General features: G+C 68.4%; 18 protein-coding genes and 1 tRNA gene. 6 read left to right on the forward strand and 13 right to left on the reverse strand.

Features of this window, described 5'->3' with window-relative positions:
* Position 1 precedes the first annotated feature (1 nt).
* Complete coding sequence (deoC, locus tag ETD86_RS04885) at positions 2–943, reverse strand: deoxyribose-phosphate aldolase (RefSeq protein ID WP_138664885.1); 942 nt, start codon at positions 941–943, stop codon at positions 2–4.
* Between the two features lie 178 nt (positions 944–1,121).
* Here deoC and ETD86_RS54830 point away from each other — a divergent pair, with 178 nt between their 5' ends.
* Positions 1,122–1,268 (forward strand): hypothetical protein, encoded by a 147-nt coding sequence (locus ETD86_RS54830; RefSeq protein ID WP_170222886.1) that lies wholly within the window; start codon positions 1,122–1,124, stop codon positions 1,266–1,268.
* A 110-nt stretch (positions 1,269–1,378) separates the two neighbouring features.
* On the forward strand, positions 1,379–4,228 hold the full coding sequence (locus ETD86_RS58990) for an ATP-binding protein (RefSeq protein WP_281286873.1): 2,850 nt from the start codon (positions 1,379–1,381) through the stop codon (positions 4,226–4,228).
* Here ETD86_RS58990 and ETD86_RS04895 read toward each other — a convergent pair whose 3' ends face one another.
* Both ETD86_RS04895 and ETD86_RS04900 read right to left on the reverse strand, forming a co-directional pair.
* A complete protein-coding gene (locus ETD86_RS04895) occupies positions 4,229–4,588 on the reverse strand; it encodes an arsenate reductase family protein (protein ID WP_138664887.1) in 360 nt (119 codons plus the stop codon). It lies immediately after the preceding gene.
* Between the two features lie 8 nt (positions 4,589–4,596).
* Positions 4,597–5,205, reverse strand: a complete 609-nt coding sequence (locus ETD86_RS04900; RefSeq protein WP_170222887.1) for a TetR/AcrR family transcriptional regulator — start codon at positions 5,203–5,205, stop codon at positions 4,597–4,599.
* A gap of 102 nt (positions 5,206–5,307) precedes the next feature.
* Between ETD86_RS04900 and ETD86_RS04905 the strand changes: the two genes are divergently transcribed.
* Positions 5,308–6,618, forward strand: coding sequence for a serine hydrolase domain-containing protein (locus tag ETD86_RS04905; RefSeq protein WP_138664889.1), 1,311 nt, complete (start codon positions 5,308–5,310; stop codon positions 6,616–6,618).
* Positions 6,615–8,159, forward strand: a complete 1,545-nt coding sequence (locus tag ETD86_RS04910) for an FAD-dependent monooxygenase (protein WP_246147642.1) — start codon at positions 6,615–6,617, stop codon at positions 8,157–8,159. The genes ETD86_RS04905 and ETD86_RS04910 overlap by 4 nt, the downstream gene beginning before the upstream one ends.
* Positions 8,160–8,212: 53 nt before the next feature.
* On the opposite strand, the gene ETD86_RS04915 is transcribed toward ETD86_RS04910, so the two are convergent.
* From ETD86_RS04915 to ETD86_RS04925, 3 genes are all read right to left on the reverse strand, one after another.
* Positions 8,213–8,779 carry a TMEM165/GDT1 family protein gene (locus tag ETD86_RS04915; RefSeq protein ID WP_211369828.1) on the reverse strand — a complete coding sequence of 189 codons (567 nt, stop codon included), beginning with the start codon at positions 8,777–8,779 and terminating at the stop codon, positions 8,213–8,215.
* A gap of 337 nt (positions 8,780–9,116) precedes the next feature.
* Positions 9,117–10,154, reverse strand: a complete 1,038-nt coding sequence (locus tag ETD86_RS04920) for a UDP-N-acetylmuramate dehydrogenase (RefSeq protein ID WP_211369829.1) — start codon at positions 10,152–10,154, stop codon at positions 9,117–9,119.
* A gap of 11 nt (positions 10,155–10,165) precedes the next feature.
* On the reverse strand, positions 10,166–11,143 hold the full coding sequence (locus ETD86_RS04925; RefSeq protein ID WP_138664891.1) for a hypothetical protein: 978 nt from the start codon (positions 11,141–11,143) through the stop codon (positions 10,166–10,168).
* 225 nt (positions 11,144–11,368) lie between these two features.
* Between ETD86_RS04925 and ETD86_RS59915 the strand changes: the two genes are divergently transcribed.
* A complete protein-coding gene (locus ETD86_RS59915) occupies positions 11,369–11,923 on the forward strand; it encodes a recombinase family protein (RefSeq protein ID WP_138664892.1) in 555 nt (184 codons plus the stop codon).
* Between the two features lie 1,842 nt (positions 11,924–13,765).
* On the opposite strand, the gene ETD86_RS56675 is transcribed toward ETD86_RS59915, so the two are convergent.
* On the reverse strand, positions 13,766–14,314 hold the full coding sequence (locus ETD86_RS56675; RefSeq protein WP_211369830.1) for a hypothetical protein: 549 nt from the start codon (positions 14,312–14,314) through the stop codon (positions 13,766–13,768).
* On the opposite strand from ETD86_RS56675, the gene ETD86_RS56680 reads away from it, so the two are divergent.
* Positions 14,313–14,966, forward strand: coding sequence for a hypothetical protein (locus tag ETD86_RS56680; protein WP_211369831.1), 654 nt, complete (start codon positions 14,313–14,315; stop codon positions 14,964–14,966). The two genes, ETD86_RS56675 and ETD86_RS56680, sit on opposite strands and share 2 nt — an antisense overlap.
* Before the next feature lie 162 nt (positions 14,967–15,128).
* Here ETD86_RS56680 and ETD86_RS56685 read toward each other — a convergent pair whose 3' ends face one another.
* The 6 genes from ETD86_RS56685 to ETD86_RS04965 all read right to left on the reverse strand — a co-directional run bounded on the left by ETD86_RS56685 (position 15,129) and on the right by ETD86_RS04965 (position 18,561).
* On the reverse strand, positions 15,129–15,395 hold the full coding sequence (locus ETD86_RS56685; RefSeq protein ID WP_211369832.1) for a hypothetical protein: 267 nt from the start codon (positions 15,393–15,395) through the stop codon (positions 15,129–15,131).
* A 229-nt stretch (positions 15,396–15,624) separates the two neighbouring features.
* Entirely contained in the window at positions 15,625–16,053 is a 429-nt protein-coding gene (locus ETD86_RS04945) for a MaoC family dehydratase (protein ID WP_138664894.1), read from the reverse strand.
* On the reverse strand, positions 16,053–16,502 hold the full coding sequence (locus tag ETD86_RS04950) for a MaoC family dehydratase N-terminal domain-containing protein (protein WP_138664895.1): 450 nt from the start codon (positions 16,500–16,502) through the stop codon (positions 16,053–16,055). Before ETD86_RS04950 ends, ETD86_RS04945 begins: the two co-directional genes overlap by 1 nt.
* Before the next feature lie 299 nt (positions 16,503–16,801).
* Positions 16,802–16,966, reverse strand: a complete 165-nt coding sequence (gene rpmG / locus ETD86_RS04955; RefSeq protein ID WP_101786011.1) for a 50S ribosomal protein L33 — start codon at positions 16,964–16,966, stop codon at positions 16,802–16,804.
* Positions 16,967–17,037: 71 nt separating this feature from the next.
* A tRNA-Met gene (locus tag ETD86_RS04960) sits at positions 17,038–17,111 on the reverse strand.
* 400 nt (positions 17,112–17,511) lie between these two features.
* The gene (locus ETD86_RS04965) at positions 17,512–18,561 is read right to left on the reverse strand and encodes a hypothetical protein (RefSeq protein ID WP_211369833.1); all 1,050 of its coding nucleotides are present in this window, start codon (positions 18,559–18,561) and stop codon (positions 17,512–17,514) included.
* Positions 18,562–18,567: the final 6 nt, after the last annotated feature.

Below are 18,567 nucleotides of genomic sequence, written 5' to 3' on the forward strand. Positions count from 1 at the left end.
GCTAGTCCAAGGTGAAGTAGTCGGGGCCGGCATACCGGCCGGTGGCCAGCTTCTGACGCTGCATCAGCAGGTCGTTGAGCAGCGAGGACGCGCCGAGCCTGAACCACTCGGGCGTCAGCCAGTCATCCCCCGCGGTCTCGTTGACCAGCACCAGGTTCTTGATCGCGTCCTTCGTCGTACGGATGCCGCCGGCGGGCTTGACCCCCACCTGCCGTCCCGTCGCGTCGCGGAAGTCCCGCACCGCCTCCAGCATGATCAGTGTCACCGGCAGCGTCGCGGCCGGGGACACCTTGCCCGTCGAGGTCTTGATGAAGTCGGCGCCCGCCAGCATCGCCAGCCACGACGCCCGCCGCACGTTGTCGTAGGTCGACAGCTCGCCCGTCTCCAGGATCACCTTCAGGTGCGCCGCGCCGCACGCGGCCTTCACCGCGACGATCTCCTCGAAGATCTTCATGTAGTCGCCGGACAGGAACGCGCCGCGGTCGATCACCATGTCGATCTCGTCGGCGCCCGCGGCGACGGCCAGCGCCGTGTCGCTCACCTTGACCTCCAGCGACGAGCGCCCGCTCGGGAACGCGGTCGCCACCGAGGCCACCTTCACCCCCGAACCGCGCACGGCCTCGGCGGCCACGGCGACCAGGTCGGGGTAGACGCAGACGGCCGCCACCTTAGGGGCGTCGCTGCCGGGGCGCAGGGCCTTGATGCACATCGCGCGCACCTTGCCTGCCGTGTCCGCGCCCTCGAGGGTGGTCAGGTCGACCATGGAAATGGCCAGGTCAATGGCCTTGGCCTTGGCGGTGGTCTTGATCGATCGGGTGCCGAGCATGGCCGCCCGCTGGTCTGCGCCGACCCGGTCGACGCCGGGCAGGCCGTGCAGGAATGCCCGTAGCGTCGCGCCGGACGCGGCGACGTCCGCGAGCGAAGTCGTCAGAGTTGACACCATCACAGCATCGCCGACCAGGGCCTCCTCCTCCAAACCGGACCGCCTTAGGACGCCGTGCGGCCGGGTCTAGGTATGCCGAGCTGCTCCTACGCCCAGAGATAAGGCATCCACCCGATGCGTCGTACCTGGCCTTAGCCCGACTCTTAAAGGTGTCAGCACAAACAAGGAGATATGAGTGATGAATCCCGAAATCGAGTACGAGCTCATGAAGAACCACGCGGACGAGCTGCGCAGGGCAGCAGCCGAGCACCGGCGAGTACGCGACGCGCAGCGGGCCAACAAGTCCGAGCGCCGCTCGCTCTTCGGCAAGCGCCGTTCCTCATGAGCACCCCACGAGAGCCCGGCCACTACCTCCCTCGTGGCCGGGCCTCCGCACCTCCGTAAAAGCCTCAAATAAGTCGAAAGCAATCAGTGAGGCATGACATGCTGGATGACATGCGGGGACGTTCTGTCAGTCCCGTCTTCGTCGGGCGGGAAGGGGAGCTGGGGGCTCTCGCGGAGAGCTTCGACGACGCCAGAAAGGGCAAGGTGACAGCGGTCCTGCTGGGGGGCGAGGCCGGCGTCGGCAAGACCCGGCTCGTGCAGCGCTTCGCCGAACGGTGCGCCGCCGACGGCGCGCACGTGCTGTTCGGCGGATGCGTCGAGCTGTCCACCGAGGGTCTGGCCTACGCGCCCTTCACCGCCGCGCTCCGGCAGCTCGTCAGGGAACAGGGCCCCGCCGCCGTCGCCGCGTTACTCCCGGAGGGCGCCCAGCGCGACCTCGCCCGCCTGCTGCCCGAGTTCGGCGAGCCGAGCGGCGACGGCGAGACCGACACCGGCCGCGCGCGGCTCTTCGAGCAGTTCCTCACGCTGCTGGAGCGCCTGGCCGACAGCCGCCCCACGGTCCTCGTGATCGAGGACATCCACTGGGCCGACCGGTCCAGTCGCGACCTCATCGCCTTCCTCAGCCGCAACCTGCACATCCCGCAGGTGCTGATCGTCATGACGTACCGCTCGGACGACCTGCACCGCCAGCACCCGCTCCGGCCGGTGCTGGCCGAGCTGGGCCGGGTGAACGGCGTGCTCCGGCTCGACCTGCCCCGCCTGTCGCGCGACGAGGTGGCCCAGCAGATGACCGGGATCCTCGGCAAGGTCCCGGAGTACGGCAGCGTCGAGAAGGTCTACGAGCGCAGCGAGGGCATCCCGCTGTTCGTCGAGGCCATGCTGGAGAGCGGCGAGGTCTGCACGTTCCCCGAGTCCATGCAGGACCTGATACTCAACTCCGTCGAGCGGCTGCCCGAGGAGACCCAGCGGGTGCTGCGCATCGCCGCCGCAGGCGGCATCCGGGTCGGCCACGCGCTGCTGGCCGCCGTGAGCGGCCTGTCCGAGGTCGAGCTGGAGAGCGCGCTGCGCCCGGCCATCGCGGGCAACGTCCTGCAGGTCGCCGACAACCGCGCGTACGTCTTCAGGCACTCCCTGATCCGCGAGGCCGTGCACGACGAGCTGCTGCCCGGCGAGCACCAGCGCCTGCACGCCGGGTACGCCGAGGAGATCTCCAAGGACCGCACGCTCGTCCCGCCCGGACGCGCCCCCGTCGAGCTGGCACACCACTGGTACGGCGCCCGCAACGACCTCTGGGCGCTGATCTCGGCGTGGGAGGCGGCGCGTAAGTCGTTCAAGGCTTTCGCCTACACCGAGGCCGTGCCGCTGCTCGAACGCGTGCTCATGCTCTGGGACCGGGTGCCCGACGCGGCCGAGCGCATCGGCGCCGATCACACCGCCGTGCTGGAGCGGGCCGCCGAAGCCGCGAACGCCGGCGGCGACGTCGACAAGGGCATGAAGTTCGTCAAGGCCGCCCTGTCCCAGCTGGACGAGACCCGCGAGCCGGGCCGCGTGGCGCAGCTGATCGTGCGCCGTGCCGGGTTCAAGATGAGCAAAGGCCAGATGGGCATCATCGAGGACCTCAGGCACGCCCTGCGGCTCGTCCCCGAGGACAGCCACGACCGGGCAGAGGTCCTCACCACGCTGAGCCGCCACCTGATGCTGCGCGGCGAGATCGCCGAGGCGAGCGAGGTCATCGCCGCCGGCCTGCGCCTGGCCAGGGAGCACCGCGACCGCTGCCTCGAGGCCGACCTGCTGATGAACCTGGCGCTCGGCCACTCACTCAACGGCGAGCTCGAGTCCACCATCGCGGTCAACGAGCAGGCGCTGGAGATCGGCCACGAGGAGCAGTCCGCCCGCATCATCACCCGGGCGATCGGCAACAACATCGACGCGCTGATCGACATGGGCCGGGAGCAGGAGGCCATCCGCCTGTCCGAACAGGGCTGGGAGATCGCCAAGAAGTACGGCCGGCTCCGCGGCAGCGGCCTGTTCATCATGAACAACTGGGCCGAGGCGCTGGAGTCGATCGGCCGCTGGGACGAGGCCATCGAGCTCGTCGAGGCCGCGCTCAGCCATGGCCCGCACCTGCGCACCAGGTACGCCCTGCTGCGCGTGCGCGCCGACATCGCCCTGGCCAGGGGCGAGCTGCAGCTGGTCGAGAGCATCCTGTCCGAGGTCGGCGTGCTCAAGGACCGCGCCGAGGACTTCGTCCAGGACATCACCAGCAACGCGCGGCTGCGGATCGGCTGGCATCTGCTGCGGGGCGAGCCCGGCGCCGCACTGACCGTGGCCGAGCGAGTGCTCGCCCTCCCCAAGCAGTCGTCCAAGGCCATGCTGGGCTGGCGGCTGCTCGCCCTGCTCCGCATCGTCTGCGACGCCGCCGAGTCCACCGAGCCAGAACGGGCCGCGGCGGCCCGCGCGCACGCCGCCGAGATGGCGGCCGAGTTGTCGGTGATCGGTCCCGTCGTGGACGGGTACCGGCTGTCGTACATCGGGGACTTCGACGCCGCGGCCGCGGCCTGGGAGCGGCTCAAGCGCCCGCACAACCAGGCCAAGGCCCTGTTCCGGGCGGCCACGGCCGCCGCGCGGGCCGGCGACCGCGAGGGGGCGGCCGCCCGGCTGAAGGTGGCGCTGCCGCTGGCCGAGGCGCTGCGGGCCACTCCGCTGGTCGAGGAGATCGAGACGCTGTCACGGCGGGTGGGCGGCGCGCCGGCCCAGGAATCTTCGGAGCTGCTGACACCGCGCGAGCTGGAGGTCCTGCGGCTGGTCACGTTGGGCAGGACCAACCGGGACATCGCCGCCGAGTTGTTCATCTCGGCCAAGACGGTCAGCGTGCACGTGTCGAACATCCTGGCCAAGCTCGGCGTCACCACCCGCGGCGAGGCGGCCGCCGCCGCCCACCGCCTGTCCTTGATCTCGTAGCTACTCGGGCAGCACCGACCGCACGGCCTCCTCGGTCCGTCCGACCACGGCTGACCCGTCGTCGGCCGTGATGATCGGGCGCTGGATGAGCATCGGATGCTCGGCCAGCGCGGCGATCCAGCGCTCGCGAGCGGGTTCGTCGCGTGGCCAGGTGTTCATGCCGAGCTCCTTGGCCACCTGCTCGCCCGTCCTGGTGATGTCCCACGGCTCCAGGCCCAGCCGCTCCAGGACCGCGCGGAACTCGTCCTCGGTCGGCGGATCCTCGAGGTAACGGCGGACGGTGTACTGGGCGGACTCGGCGTCCAGGATCGACAGCGCCGACCGGCACTTGGAGCAGCGGGGGTTGATCCAGATTTCCATGTGTCCGATCATCTCCGAGGTTCGGGCAGCGGGCCGGTCATGCCGTCGAGCAGTTGGCCGACCATCTGATCGCGCAGGCTCTCGGTGACGACGTTCGCGTCCGGTCCGAGGACCTCGGCGAAGCGCGGCACGAACATCGGCAGGGTGATCAGTGCGCACAGCGCGGTGCCGTACGCGATCTCGAATGGGCAGTCCGCGCGGAACGCGCCTGTGCTCTGGCCGCGCGCGTACAGGTCCCGGAGCGGGGCGGGCAGCATGTCGGCGGTCGGCAGCGGCTCGGTGGGCCATCCGGCCAGTGCCTCGTGCAGGAGCAACGCGGTCAGCTGGGGCCGGGCCAGGAGCAGGCCGGCGAAGCCGGCCAGCACGCTGCGCATTCCGGCGTACGGCTCCATCTCCACGCCCCGGGCGATGATCGGCCGCCACGCCTCGGCCAGATCCTCCATCTGGGCCTTCAGTACGGCGGCGTACAGGCCGTCCTTGTTGCCGAAGTGGTGATAGATCATCCGCTCGTTGATCCCGGCGCGTTTGACGATCGAGTGCACGCGGGTGCCCTGCAGGCCGTGCCTGGCGAACTCCTCGGCGGCGGCGGTGAGCAGCGAAGATCTACTGTCGGTCACGCAGTAACTATTTACGGAACTCATCGCGCTCGCAACCGGAGGGCCCTTGACGGATTGCGCAGTAAATATTTACTGTACGAGCATCCAAGGGATGGAGGAGAGATGACAGAGACGGACAAGGGTGCCCGGCCGCCGTTACCGAACCGGAGAGACGTGGTCAGGGCAGGTCTGGGCGCGAGCGCGGCAGTGCTGTTCGGGGGCGCCCTGACCACCGGATGTTCCGGGGACGAGAGCGGCGGAGGCCGGACGCCAGGAAGTCAGGTGGCGGGAACGGTCGCGTCCGGCTTCGAGGCGGTGCGCACGGCATTCGCCACCAATTTCATGCAGTCCGGCGAGGTAGGGGCGGCCTGCTGCGTCTACCTGGACGGCCGGCGAGTCGTCGACCTGTGGGGCGGCAAAGCGGACGAAACCACCGGCCGTCCGTGGCAGGAGGACACGATCGTCCCGGTGTTCTCCACCACGAAGATCGCGACCGCGGTCTGCGCCCACCTCCTTGCCGAACACGGCGAGCTGGACCTGGACGCGCCCGTCGCGCGGTACTGGCCGGAGTTCGCCGCCGAGGGCAAGCGGAATCTCCCGGTCAAGTGGCTGCTGTCGCACCGGGCCGGGCTGCCCGCTCTGGAGAAACCGTTCTCGATGGACAGCGTCCAGGCATGGGACCCGATCGTCGCCGCCCTCGCCAAGCAGCGACCCGCCTGGGAGCCAGGCACCGCGCACGGCTACCACGCCCGCACGTTCGGCTGGCTGATCGGGGAGGTGGTGCGCCGCGTCACCGGGCGGTCGCTGGGCACGTTCTTCGCCGAGAAGGTGGCCGGGCCGCTGGGGCTCGACTTCTGGATCGGGCTGCCGGCCGAGTACGAGCCGCGGGTCGGCCGCCTGATACCGCCGCAGCCGCCGGCCGGAGTCGATCTCGAGTCGCTGTCCCCGCCGCTCCGCAAGATGCTCGAAGCCAGGTCAGACCCGAACTCTCTGAGCAGCCGCGCCCTGACTCTGCCCGAGCTGGACGACAACAGTCGCGCCGTCCACGCGGCCGAGATCCCCGGGCACAACGGCATCGGCACGGCCCGCTCGCTGGCCAGGCTGTGCGCCGCGCTGATCGGCCAGGTCGACGGCGTGCGCCTGCTGTCGCCGTCGACGGTCCGGGCCGCGGCCCGGACGCGGTCCGACGGGCCCGACAGGGTGCTGTTCGTGGACACCAGGTTCGGGCTGGGGTTCATGGGCGACTCGCCGTTCTCGCCGTTCGGCGGGGCCGGCCGGTTCGGGCACACCGGGTCGGGTGGTGCGCTGGCGTTCGCGGACCCCGACACGGGCCTCGCCTTCGGGTACGTGGTGAACCGGATGATGCCCGGCCTGCTCGGCGCGGATCCGCGCCAGACCGCCCTGATCAAGGCCGTGAAGGAGGCGACGTCATGAGCACCGACGTCATGAGCACGGGCGTCGTGGTGGTCGGCGGCGGGCCGGTCGGGCTGATGCTCGCCGCCGAGCTGAGTCTGGCCGGCATCCGCCCCGTGGTGCTGGAGCGGCTGCGCGAGCCCGGTGACGTGCCCAAGGCCAACGGCTTGGTGGGCCAGATCGTGCAGGTGCTGGACTACCGCGGTCTGCTGGAGAGGTTCAGCGCCGGGGCGCAGTTCGCGGGGCCGGCACCGTACTTCCAGTTCGGCGCCCTTCCACTGGACCTCCGCAGACTCGGCACGAGCCCGCTGCACCTGCTGCCGATACCACAGCCGCGGCTGGAACGGCTGCTGAGCGAACGTGCCCGGGAACTCGACGTGGACCTCCGGCCCGGCCACGAGCTGACCGCCCTGCGCCAGGACGACGACGGCGTCACGGCCGACGTCCGCGGACCTCAGGGGGACTACCGGCTGCGTACTCGCTACCTGGTGGGCTGCGACGGCGCCCACAGCCTCGTGCGGAGGCTGGCCGGCATCGGCTTCCCCGGCACGACCGGCCGCGAGGTGGCGCGGTTCGGCGACGTGACCCTGCCCGCCTCCGTGATCGTGCCGGGGACCGGCGACCTGGACCTGCCCTGGGCCGGCCGCGTCGCCCCCGGATTCACCCGCACGGAGACCGGTGTCTTCGCGTTCTCGTCGTTCCGGCCGGGCGTGCACCGGGTGGCCGCCCTCGAATGGGGCGAGCCGGCCGCTGACCGCGGCGGCCCGATATCGCTGGAGGAGCTTCAGGCGGCCGTACGCCGCGTGCTAGGGGCGGATCTGCCAGTCGAACGCCCGCACTGGCTGTCGCGGGTACGGGCCAACAGTCGGCAGGCCGAACGGTATCGAGCCGGCCGGATACTGCTGGCCGGGGACGCCGCCCACGCCATCTCCGCCTTCGGCGGGCCCGCGCTCAACGTGGGCCTGCAGGACGCGGTGAACCTCAGCTGGAAGCTCGCCGCGCAGGTCGGCGGCTGCGCGCCGCCCGGAATTCTGGACACCTATCACGCCGAACGGCACCCGGTCGCCGCTAGGGTTCTCATGCACACCCAGGCCCAGTCCGCCCTGATGGCGCCTGGCCCCGAGATCAGCGCCCTGCGTGAGCTGTTCGGCGACCTGCTCGGAACCGACGGGGTGCTGCGCGGCATCGCCGAGCTGTTGCACGGCTCAGACGTCCGGTACGACATGGACGGGGCCCGGCCACACCCGCTGACCGGCGGTCTCGCGCCGGACCTGCCACTGGTCACGGACGGGGGCACGACCCGCGTCGCGCGGCTCCTGCACGCCGCCCGGCCGGTCGTCCTCGACCTCGCCGGCCGCTCCTGCGTGCGCGAGGCCGCCCTGCCGTGGACTGATCGGGTCGACATCGTGTCGGCTCACCCCGGCGAGGGGCGACCGGCGGACTCCCTGCTGATCCGGCCGGACGCGTACGTCGCATGGGCGGCACCGCCCGGCGAAGCGGACGACCAGGTCAGAGACGGTTTGCGCCGCGCGTTGACCAGATGGTTCGGTGCCGGCCGGTGAAGGCCGGAGAGAACCGCAGGTCTCCCGGCCGGTCATGGTCGAGCCTCCATCGTCTACAGGATCGCCTCGCCCAGCAGCACCACACCGAAGATCGCAAAAGCCGCGGCGGCGCCGTACCGGATGGCCTTCTCCGGGAGGTGCTTGCCCAGGAGGCGGCCGACGAGGATCGCCAGGGCGTCGGCCGCGACCATGCCGACGGTCGAGCCGATCCAGGTGCCGACCCAGCCGTGCTGCGTCGCCAGCGTGATCGTGGCCAGCATCGTCTTGTCGCCCAGCTCGCTCAGGAAGAAGGCCACGGTCACCGCGATCAGGGCGTTCCTGGTGGTGCGCTGGGCCTTGCGCGACTCCTCCTCGGTCAGCTCGTCGCCGCGCAACGTCCACACGGCGAACCCGAGGAAGGCCAGCCCGGCCACCACTGAGATCGCGGTCGTGGGCAACGCGTCCCCGATGAGACCACCGACGGCCACGCTCACCAGGTGCACGACGGTCGTGGCGATCGTGATGCCCACGAGCACGGGCCAAGTCTTGAAACGGGTCGCGAACGTCATCGCCATGAGCTGGCTCTTGTCACCGAGTTCGGCCACGAAAATGACGGCGAGGCTGATCCAGAACGCTTCCAACGGTCCTCTTCCGCGCAACCAGGCCGGAAGCAGGTACCCAGGGAGTTTTCGGGCACGACTTTCGGCCAGGCAGCGTCTTGTCGACATAGCTACCAGGCCGAAGGTCTCGTCCGCCCGTACAGAGGCCCGTGTGACCGGGCGCGCGAACGCGCCAGTGTGTCGATCACACGATTGGGACTACTCCCCTTCGGTAATTCCAACCCACCATAACAGCCCAACCCGGACACCTATTCCCAGCCCGGCCGGTTTCCCAGCCCGGCCGGTTTCCCAGCCCGGCCGGTTTCCCAGCCCGGCCGGTGCAGGTCCGCTCGAGAGGCTCGGGCAGCGGTGGCGGGGGCTATTCGCCCAGGGCGCAGCCGACGAGCACCGGCTCGTTGACCAGCGTGACCCCGAACTTCTCCCGAACCCCGTCCCGCACCTCCCGCGCCAGCGCGAGCAGGTCGGTCGTGGTGGCGGAGCCCGTGGGATTGGTCAGGGCGAGCGTGTGCTTGGTGGAGATGCGCACGGGGCCGCGCTCGTACCCCTTCGAAAAGCCCGCCTGCTCGATCAGCCAGGCGGCCGGCACCTTGAGCGACCCGTCGGGCATCTCCCAGCGCGGATGATCGGGCGCCCGCGTCGCCAGCTCCGCCGCCTCCTCAGGGGTCAGGATCGGGTTGGTGAAGAACGAGCCGGCGCTACGCGTGTCGGGATCGTCCGGATCGAGCACCATGCCCTTGCCGCGCCGCAACCCCAGAACGGCCTCACGGGCCTGCGCCAGCGGCACCCGGTCGCCGAGCTCGACCCGCAGCCGCCCGGCCAACTCCTGGTACGCCACAGGTCCGGACACTTCCGAAATATCCAGCGCGTACGTCACCGCCAGCACCACAAACCGCGCCAGATCCCGCTTGAAAGCACTGTCCCGGTACGAGAACCCGCACTGCCGCGCCTCCAGATCCACCACCTGCCGGGTGCGGCGATCGTAAGCACGCACGCACCTGACGGTCTGGGACACCTCTTGCCCGTACGCACCGACGTTCTGGATGGGCGTGGACCCCACCTGCCCGGGGACGCCGGACATGCACTCGATGCCCGACCAGCCCTCCCGCACCGCACGGGCCACGAACGGGTCCCAGTCCTCCCCCGCCTCGACCGTGACCAGCACCTGCTCGCCATCACGGGAAACGGACACACCCCGGGTCGCGACCTTGATGACGAGCCCGTCGAATCCCGCGTCCGACACCACGACATTGCTGCCTCCGCCGAGCACCAGCGTGGGCACCGCCGTCCTGTCAGCGTCAGCGATCAGGGACACGAGCCGCTCCGCCGTGGTCGCTTCGGCGAATTCGCGGGCGGGACCGCCCAGGCGCAGCGTCGTGTACGGGGCGAGCATCTCCATGGGCAACTAGCTTATGAGGCACTCAGCATGCGCAGCACCCCGTCATAGTTACGCCGCGACTCCCGCTCCTGGTAGTCCGCCGGAACGTCATGCGTGCCGAGCCGCTCCACCGGCAGCGACCTCTGGGGCACGACCAGCTCGCCGCGCAGGCCGAGCGACAGCTCCAGGTCCGCATTGCGGCCGTAGTTGGCGTCCTCGGGCAGCGCGCCGAGCGCGGCCGATCGGCGTACCGCCATGAGGTCGCCGGTCAGCGCCGGCACCCTGCCCGGGCCCACCTCACGCCCGCCGGCCGGGTCCACGCCGCGCCATCCGGCGGCCACCGCCCCTTCCACGACGGCCGCGACCAGGGGGGTCAGCGCGTCGCCGCGGAGCACGGTCGACGTCTCCATCAGCACATGGACGTCCGACTCGTCCAGGTGCAGCAGTTTGGCCCGGCTCTCGCCCCAGGTCGCCGTGCTTCCTCGCCAATGCGGCCGCTCGGCCACGTGCCAGACGGCGACGCGGCCCGGATGCCGCTCGGCCAGGTCGTCCAGCACGTCACCGGCGCCGTCGATGTTGCCCAGGTCGAGCGCGAGCACCGTCGCGTCCGTGTGATCGATCACCGACTGGACGCAGGTACGCACGTCAGCGGGCCAGCCGTCGACGAGCAGGCCCACGGCGGTCGTGACGTCCTTGACCTCCAGGCGCTGCCGCTCGGCGTTGACGCCCTGGTCGTCGAGGCGGTTCGTGGCCAGAGTGGCGTCCCAGGCGCGCTGGGCATGCAGCATGCCGTCTTCCGCGTCGCCGTGCTGGCCGGGGTCCCCGGAGAAGCCCAGCTCGGCGGCGGGATTGGCGCGGGCGTGCGTGCCGGAGCTCGCCCGCGCCCTGGCCCCGGCCGTCCCCACACCGGTCGCGGCGCCGCCCGTGGTGTCCCGTCCGCTTCCCGAGCTGCCCGCCACCTGCTCCAGCCGGGCGGGGCGCAGCCGCCCGGGCGGTTTGGCGTCGGTCACGGCGGAGACGGGGATCGACCGGACCGTGGGCCATACCTGTCGCGCAGCTTCACTCATAGGCACACGGGTACCCAAGTCTTGAGATTTGTCACATCATGGCGTCGTGGCGAAGAGACCTCCCCAGGGTAGGGCAGCAACGCTCCGACGTGCAGCTTTACCACCACGTCCCATCAGCTCAGGTGACTCCTCAAGGCGGGGATTGCTGTACGCGCGTCTCAGCGAGTCATGGGATGCGGCGGAGTGGTACCGACCCAACTCGCGAACGGCAACAAATACGCCAGCGAGAACAATGTTCTGGTCGTCGCCGAATTCAAAGATGACGGGTATTCGGCGTTTCATGAGGTAACGCGCGACGGGTTCGATGCCGCGATTGAAGCCATCGAATCCGAACCTATCGATGTAGTAATCGTTCGCGATATCGATCGGCTCGTTCGCAACCTAGCTGCATGGAATCGCCTAGAGCAGGCATGCATAGCCAACGGTGTCGTACTCATGGAGTACAGCACGGGGGCCGTGTACGACCTCAGCACGCCGGACGGCTCGTATAAGGGCGGGATGGAAGCGCTACGCGCTCGCAAAGAAAGCGCCGTTAAGGGCAGGGCGTACGTGAAGCTGCAGAGCGTCAGGCACGAAACGCAGGAGCGCAGCAGGCGGAACGCGTCGCTTCGGTTACATCTACATATACGCCGAGCGCGACCCGGAAGACGATTCTCACAAGAACAAGGTCGTTCGCGTCGATCTACACCCTACAGAGGCGCTCTCATCGCCGGAGTTCGTTAGAGCACAAGCAAATGCGAGCGACGATTCTGCAACCGAACGGGAGCGGATCCTAAATGAAATCTCCGCGCAGGAGGAGATCCGCGCAGAGGCTAAAGCGGACTGCTACGCGCGACCGCGCATCGTCGAGCGTGATGAATGGATCGAAATCAAGACCCGATGCGAGACGGCAATAACCAGACTTCGGCGCGAGTACGATCGGCTCAGCGGGTCATCGAAATCTGTCCTGGCCGATGTTCCCCCGGATCAGTCAATCAGTGGAGCATGGGAAAACTGGTCGATAGACCGTAGGCGCAGAGCAATAAAGTCAGCTGTTCACCAAATCATTGTCTATCCACTACCCGACGGAGCACCACGCAACATGTACCCGTACATCAAAAGATAAGAAGGTGCGAACGGAAAAGCAGCTTGCGATCATCGAAAAGCGTCTGCACTTCGACTGGCGATTCTAAGAGGCGCGACCTGGCACGCCGCGCCGGGATACTTCGTCAACAGCCTGGGATGGCGCGCTCCTGGAGTACGCGTTGGACGCCGGGGCCTGGCCCAAAGTGGATGCCGAGGCAACCCCTGGCGGGGCTTCTCGTGCTGGATCAGCTGGCTTCACGAACTTTAGCTTGCCTCCGGCCGCTCAGGAAGGGCATTGTTAGCATCGAGCCGTCTCAGAGCGAAAGGGCGTGACTTTGTGTCTAATCCGGACCCAAACAAAGGCGTTGAACCCTCTAGATCGCCTTTAAGGCGATTCATTGACACACTTTCGGTGACGCTAGGCTTGATTGGAGGGTGTATTGCCATCTTCCAGTTCCTCGTCTCGGATAGCGTGTCCGCTCCGTGGTTCCGCTCTATATTTGCCGACCCCGACATCCCGGGATGGTTCGCTGCCCTAGGCAGGTGGGCGATCGAGACCCACGGGAGCCTTCCCTTGTGGGTCACTATACCGGGCATGCTCGCCCTATGGTGGCTTGCTGTATTCGTCGCAGGCGAGATTGTCGAAGGCTGGTGGACGAACTGGCAAACATTCGTTTGCGCTGGGCTCTACCTAATTCTCCTTGTGACGATGTGGTCGTCCGTCCCTGTATGGATATTTATTGTTGCTACGGCAAGTGCGATAGCCTTCGCCTGGTACGGCAGCAGAGGCGTCTGAGGGCGTCCGAGATAGTGCGTGACATTCGGCCACATTCCCACCAGGTCCGCGAGTGTGAAGTAATCAGTCAGTATCGTGAGATCCGAGACCATTCACGATTCCTTTGGTCTGATGTGATAAACGGAACGGCATCGCGGGATTGACTCCACGATACCGTTCCGTCTTATTCGATTCGGCTACACCATTTTCTGGTGCGGAATTTATTTGATTTGGCATTCGACTTTCAATTCTTTTTTGCTTGAAATAGCGGAAGTATTTCCGCGATGCCTACCGGGTCCTCAATGTGATCCGGCAACCCTTGTGCGCGTCTTGACTTGCGTGCGTGCGCGATACCCGCCGCTCGGATCATTGCTCTCTGCCGAGTCTGAGGCGTAGGACGGTGCCGTTGCAGCGGGGGCAGAAGCGCCAGCCGGATAGGCCAAATGGGTAGGGGATGCGGCCGGTGCCCCTGCATCGGCGGTGTTCGCGGAATGGTCGGGCGTAGCAGAGGAAGACGTAACGCAGAGTGAGCAGGATCGGAAGGGTGATCGCTGCGGTAGTAAGTAGGTTGTCTGGGGTCAAGAAACCACCTCCTGAGGGAGTTTCGGGGTTGGTCAACGGTTGAGCTACTACCTGCTACCGGCCTGGTCAGACGGCATATTGAGGTCCTAGCGGGATTACTGCCTGGCAGTAGGGTCACCTACTGCCAGGCAGTAGGTTTGGCGCTAGTCGGTGCGGCCGGTTTGCTTACGTTCCGCAACCACTTCTGCGAGGCGGGCACGGTAGATGCCGCGCTTGTTGTGCCTCTTGCCGTCGATGCGGCGGGCGATGTAGGTGACCTCCACGCCGCGGGGGTTCAAGGCGCTGGTGAGCTGTTCGGACTGCCAGCCGCCGTAGACCTCGGGCCGTAGCTCGGCCAGCCGCTCGCACAGCACCGAGTTCCACGCGGCGTCTTCCCCTGCTGGCCAGACGGTGACAACATCGGCCAGCAGGTCATAGGCGGGTGGTTCGGGTCGGGTCTGGGTGTCGGGTTCGGGCCTGGTGCCCGCTTCGACACGCGCCTTGATCGCCCGTTCTATGACCTGTTTGGCTTGGTCGGCGTTGACCTCGAAGCTTCGGCGGTTACCGGGCTTGCCCACGCCGACGACCACGCCCCATCCTGCGTCGCCCGGATCGTTGTCGTTGCCCGGCTCGAAGATGGTCGCCCGGTATCCGGCCTTGTACATGCCGGTTCCGAGGATCATGTCGTTGGTGACTTGATCGCGGACCGACATGCACACGCGGGTGTTGATGTTGCGGGTGATCCCTGTGGGCAGGCTGTCTTTGGGCCATGCCGAGCGCGTGATGGTGGGCGATCTTCGCTGCGCGTTGCTGGCACTCGGTGTGATACAGCCACTTGATCATGGCGGCTGCTCTGCCGATCGTGGCGTCGTCTTGGCCGTCGCCGTACTCGGCGCAGATCGGTTCGACCAGGGCGAAATCTCCGACCCCCTTGAGCGCATACCCCCTGATCTCGGCGCGCGGGTCGAGGCCGGCTGCCAGGACCAGCAGCCGCAGCAGGAACGTTTTGCCCGAACCGGGCTGCCCGCCGATCAGCCAGTTGCGGAAGATCAGCATGGCGTTGACGATCTCCGTGCGGGGCGTGATGAACAGCGGGAACGAGGTGAAGACGTCCACGCTGCCGCTCTTCAGCAGTGGCCAGGACGGCGTGGCCATCTTGCTCGCGGGTTGGTAGCCGACCCACAGCGCGAGCCGTGCAGGGTGGCCCTAGGCGGGTTCTCGCCATACCTGGTCGAGCGGGAGCCGCATCGCGGAGGCCAGCTTGCAGCGCCGTGCGACGACGTCAGCAGCCTCTACCCCGTAGGGCAGATCGACGATAGCCAGGTGCCTGGGGCCGTCCCGGTGGATCTCGTCGGGGGAAGCTGACACGCGGCCCGTGGCTGACGCGATCGGTGATCGGCTTGTCCTCGGGCCGTCCGGCACGCGCCAGCAGCGGCGTCAAAACGGCCAGCAGCGCCCACCGTGCCCAATCCGGCACTGTCACGTCCCAGATGAGCAGGGTGGCCACCGATGCCCCGGTGAGCAGGCTTACCAGCAGCAGCACCGACCAGCGCCAGCGTGCTTGCCGTTCCGCTGCTTGTCCAGCTTGAGCCAGGTGGCGGGGTCGTTGCGGTCGGCGGCTGCTTGCCGCAACGCCCGGTTGCCCTCCTCCGCGCTGGCCCAGGTCAGCACGCGGGCGATGCCGGAGACGAACCCGATGGGCGCATACACGGCGGTCTTGACCGCGTACTTGGGGAGGCGAACCGTGTGGTAGCCGAGCACGTAGGCGGCGCCTCTGGCCCACCAGGCGAGCATGGCGCGCCTACCGGCCCTCGTGCGCCTCTACGGCGGGACGACGGGGGCACGCCGGGACAGCTGAGCCGCCTGGCCGCCGCATGAGGCAACCGAACCACCTGGCCACGCGAAGGCAGCCCGATCAACCGGCCGCACGTCAGACCGGCCGGACGACCCGGCCGCACGTCAGACCGGCCGGACGACCCGGCCGCACGTCAGACCGGCCGGACGACCCGGCCGCGGGTCAGGGTCAGGCGAGTTGGACCACCGCGCGTGCCTTGGACAACACCTTGGCCTCGCCCGACTTGGCCGTCAGCCCGATGACCACCCGCTTGTCCTCGAGCTTCTCCTCCACGACCCCGCTCACCGAGATCGTCGCCCCTTGATCGTCATCGGGCACGACCACCATCGACGAGAACCGCACCCCGAAGTCCACCACCGCGCCCGGATCCCCCACCCAGTCGGTGACGAACCGCCCGGCCTGCGCCATCGTGTACATCCCATGCGCGATCACGTCAGGCAGTCCGACCATCTTGGCGAACCGCTCGTTCCAGTGGATCTGGTTGAAGTCCCCGGAGGCCCCGGCGTACATCACCAGGTTGAGCCGCCGCACGTTGTAGTCCACGGCCGGGATCTCCTGCCCGACCTCGACCTCGTCGTACTTCACCGTGGCGCCCATCAGCCGGCCCCTCCGCGCTCGACGATCGTGTTGTAGGTGACGCAGACCGGCTCGCCCTCGACGGTCGTGACCTCGCTGCGTACCGTCAGCAGCTCGTTGCGCCCGGCGGTGCGGATGTCGGTGATCGTGGCGGTGGTGACCAGCTGATCGCCGGCGTGAACGGGGCGTACGTACTCGAACCGCTGCTCGCCGTGGACCACCATGGCGAAGTTCAGCCCGAGGTCGGGATCCGCCAGTGCCTCGCCGCCGCTCTGCAGGCTGAACACGATGGGGAACGTCGGTGGCGCGATCACATCGGGGTACCCGGCGGCCTGGGCGGCCTCTTTGTCGCGGTAGATCGGGTTGCCGTCGCCGATGGCGGCCGCGAACTCTCTGATCTTCACCCGGCTGACCTCGTAGGGGGCGCTGGGCGGGTAGGTCCTGCCCACGAAGTCACGGTTCAAGGCCATCAATGCTCCCTCGCGCAGTGTCCGCTGCTGCTGAGGCCGACGGTAACAGAACAAGGTTCGGCTGTCGCCGGTGGTTGGCCTGGTTTTTGCGCCCGCCGTACTCGGGCTGCACATCCACCCGCCGTCGGCCCTGACCTCGCACTTCCCGCCCGCCGACGCTCCGGTTCACGCCCCGGTCTTCACGCGTGGCCGGGACAAACCAGTGGCGAGGCGGGCACCGGACGTGCAGACACGGCAAACCGGCGTCCACACCAGGACGCCGGTTGTGCGATATGAAGGATGGAGAAGCCCCCGGAGAGCTATCGGGTCTCGCGGTGCGCGCGGTGCGTGCGGCAGTTAGGGCAGTACTTCTTCAGCTCAAGCCGATCCGGGTCGTTACGCCGGTTCTTCCGCGTGATGTAGTTGCGGTGCTTGCACTCCTGGCAGGCCAGCGTGATCTTCGGCCTAACGTCGGTGGCAGCCACTTGGGAGTGCCTTTCTACGTTCGGGACATGGACACGCCCATGCCCAGGCCGGACGACCTGGGGTTGGGCAGTAGCGGAGGCCGGACTTGAACCGGCGACACAACGATTATGAGCCGTTTGCTCTGCCTGACTGAGCTACTCCGCCTTTGAGCCGGTATGGACCCGGCCTGTAGAGGATACCCGACGCAGGGAGCAGTTTCGTAACTCACCTGATGCGAGCGGGGTGCTCCCAGCAGTATGCCTCAGGTCCCCCGAGAACCGAAATCCGAAAACAAGATACTACCTGCCGTCAAGAGCCCGGGAGTCCCTCAAACGACCGAAGGCAGGGACAACACGAGCCGAACCTGCCGCCGGCCCGCAGCCGCCGGCACACCTCCAGGCCCGTGCAGTCCCTGCATCATGATGTCCAGCACGACCGCGTCCTGCCGCCCGCCGCCTCAAGGGCACGCAGGCCGTCGGCGGCGGTGCTGACCGGGCACCTTCAGGCCACCGTCGGCGAACCTTGGAAACGCCGAAGAAGGCCGGCCGCCGAGCCCGGCTGGGGCTCAGACCCGAATGCCCGACTTCCGCCAGACCTTGAGCAGCCTGCGGGCCGACCCTCCGATGGGGCCGACGGCCTCGTACAGCACGTCGCGGGAGACCGGCTTGGCCTCCGCCACCGCGCTCACGGCGGCGTCCGCGGCGGTGATCGTGTGCGAGCACACGCTCAGCAGGTAGCCGGGGATCTGCAGGCGCGGATCCGTACAGCCCACCAGCGGTACGCCCACGGCGGCGACGACCGGGAAGACCGTGCCCGGGATGCCGATGGCGGCCTCGGCCCGCGCCGACGCCTGGACCGAGGGAACGGAGCTGATCTCGTACCGCTCCCACAACGAGCGGTCCTCACGCGGGTGCAGGCCCACCAGGATGTGCTTGCCGGCCGCCGCGAGCCGCTCGGCGGCGGCCAGGAGCAGCTCGGTGCCCGGGGCCGAGCCGCCGGTCTGGCTGGACCTGGTCACGCTGGTGAGTACCAGCACGGTGCCGGGTTCGGGGGTGTGCCGGGGCAGGGCGTCGGTCTGCGGTGTGCCCACGACCGTGATCGGGCGGCGCGTGCCCAAGTAGTCGTCGAACACGCTCGCCTCGGCCGGAGAGGACGCCGTGATCGCCTTGAGCCGGGAGCGGAATTCCGCCGCGCGGGGCGCCTCGACGGGAAGCTGGTACGCGAGCGAGCTGGCGATCATGGGCAGTCCAGGCAGGCGCGCGGCGCAGTCCGCGGGCCAGTCTCCCGCGCCCGTCACCACGAGCAGGTCGGCCGGCGGGATGCGGTCGGGGGTCGCCACCGGCACGGGATCACCCGGCTTGATCCCGGACAGATCGGGCACCAGCTGCACGATCTCCCACCCCAGGCGGCGTGCCTCGGGCAGCAGGGGGGCCACGTGGTAGGTGCCCCACGGCTCGTTGGTGGCGATCAGGACGCGGGGCGGTCTCCCGCTCGGCCGGGCGGCCGCGTGGGCCGGGGTGCCGCCCAGGACGGCGAGGCCCGTCGCGGAGAGCGCGCCGGTGAGCAGAGAACGCCGGGAGAATTCCTTGACAGCGGGTACGTCATCAAATTTCACGAGATC

This window comes from Nonomuraea turkmeniaca, assembly GCF_005889735.1.
Taxonomy (GTDB): Bacteria; Actinomycetota; Actinomycetes; order Streptosporangiales; family Streptosporangiaceae; genus Nonomuraea; species Nonomuraea turkmeniaca.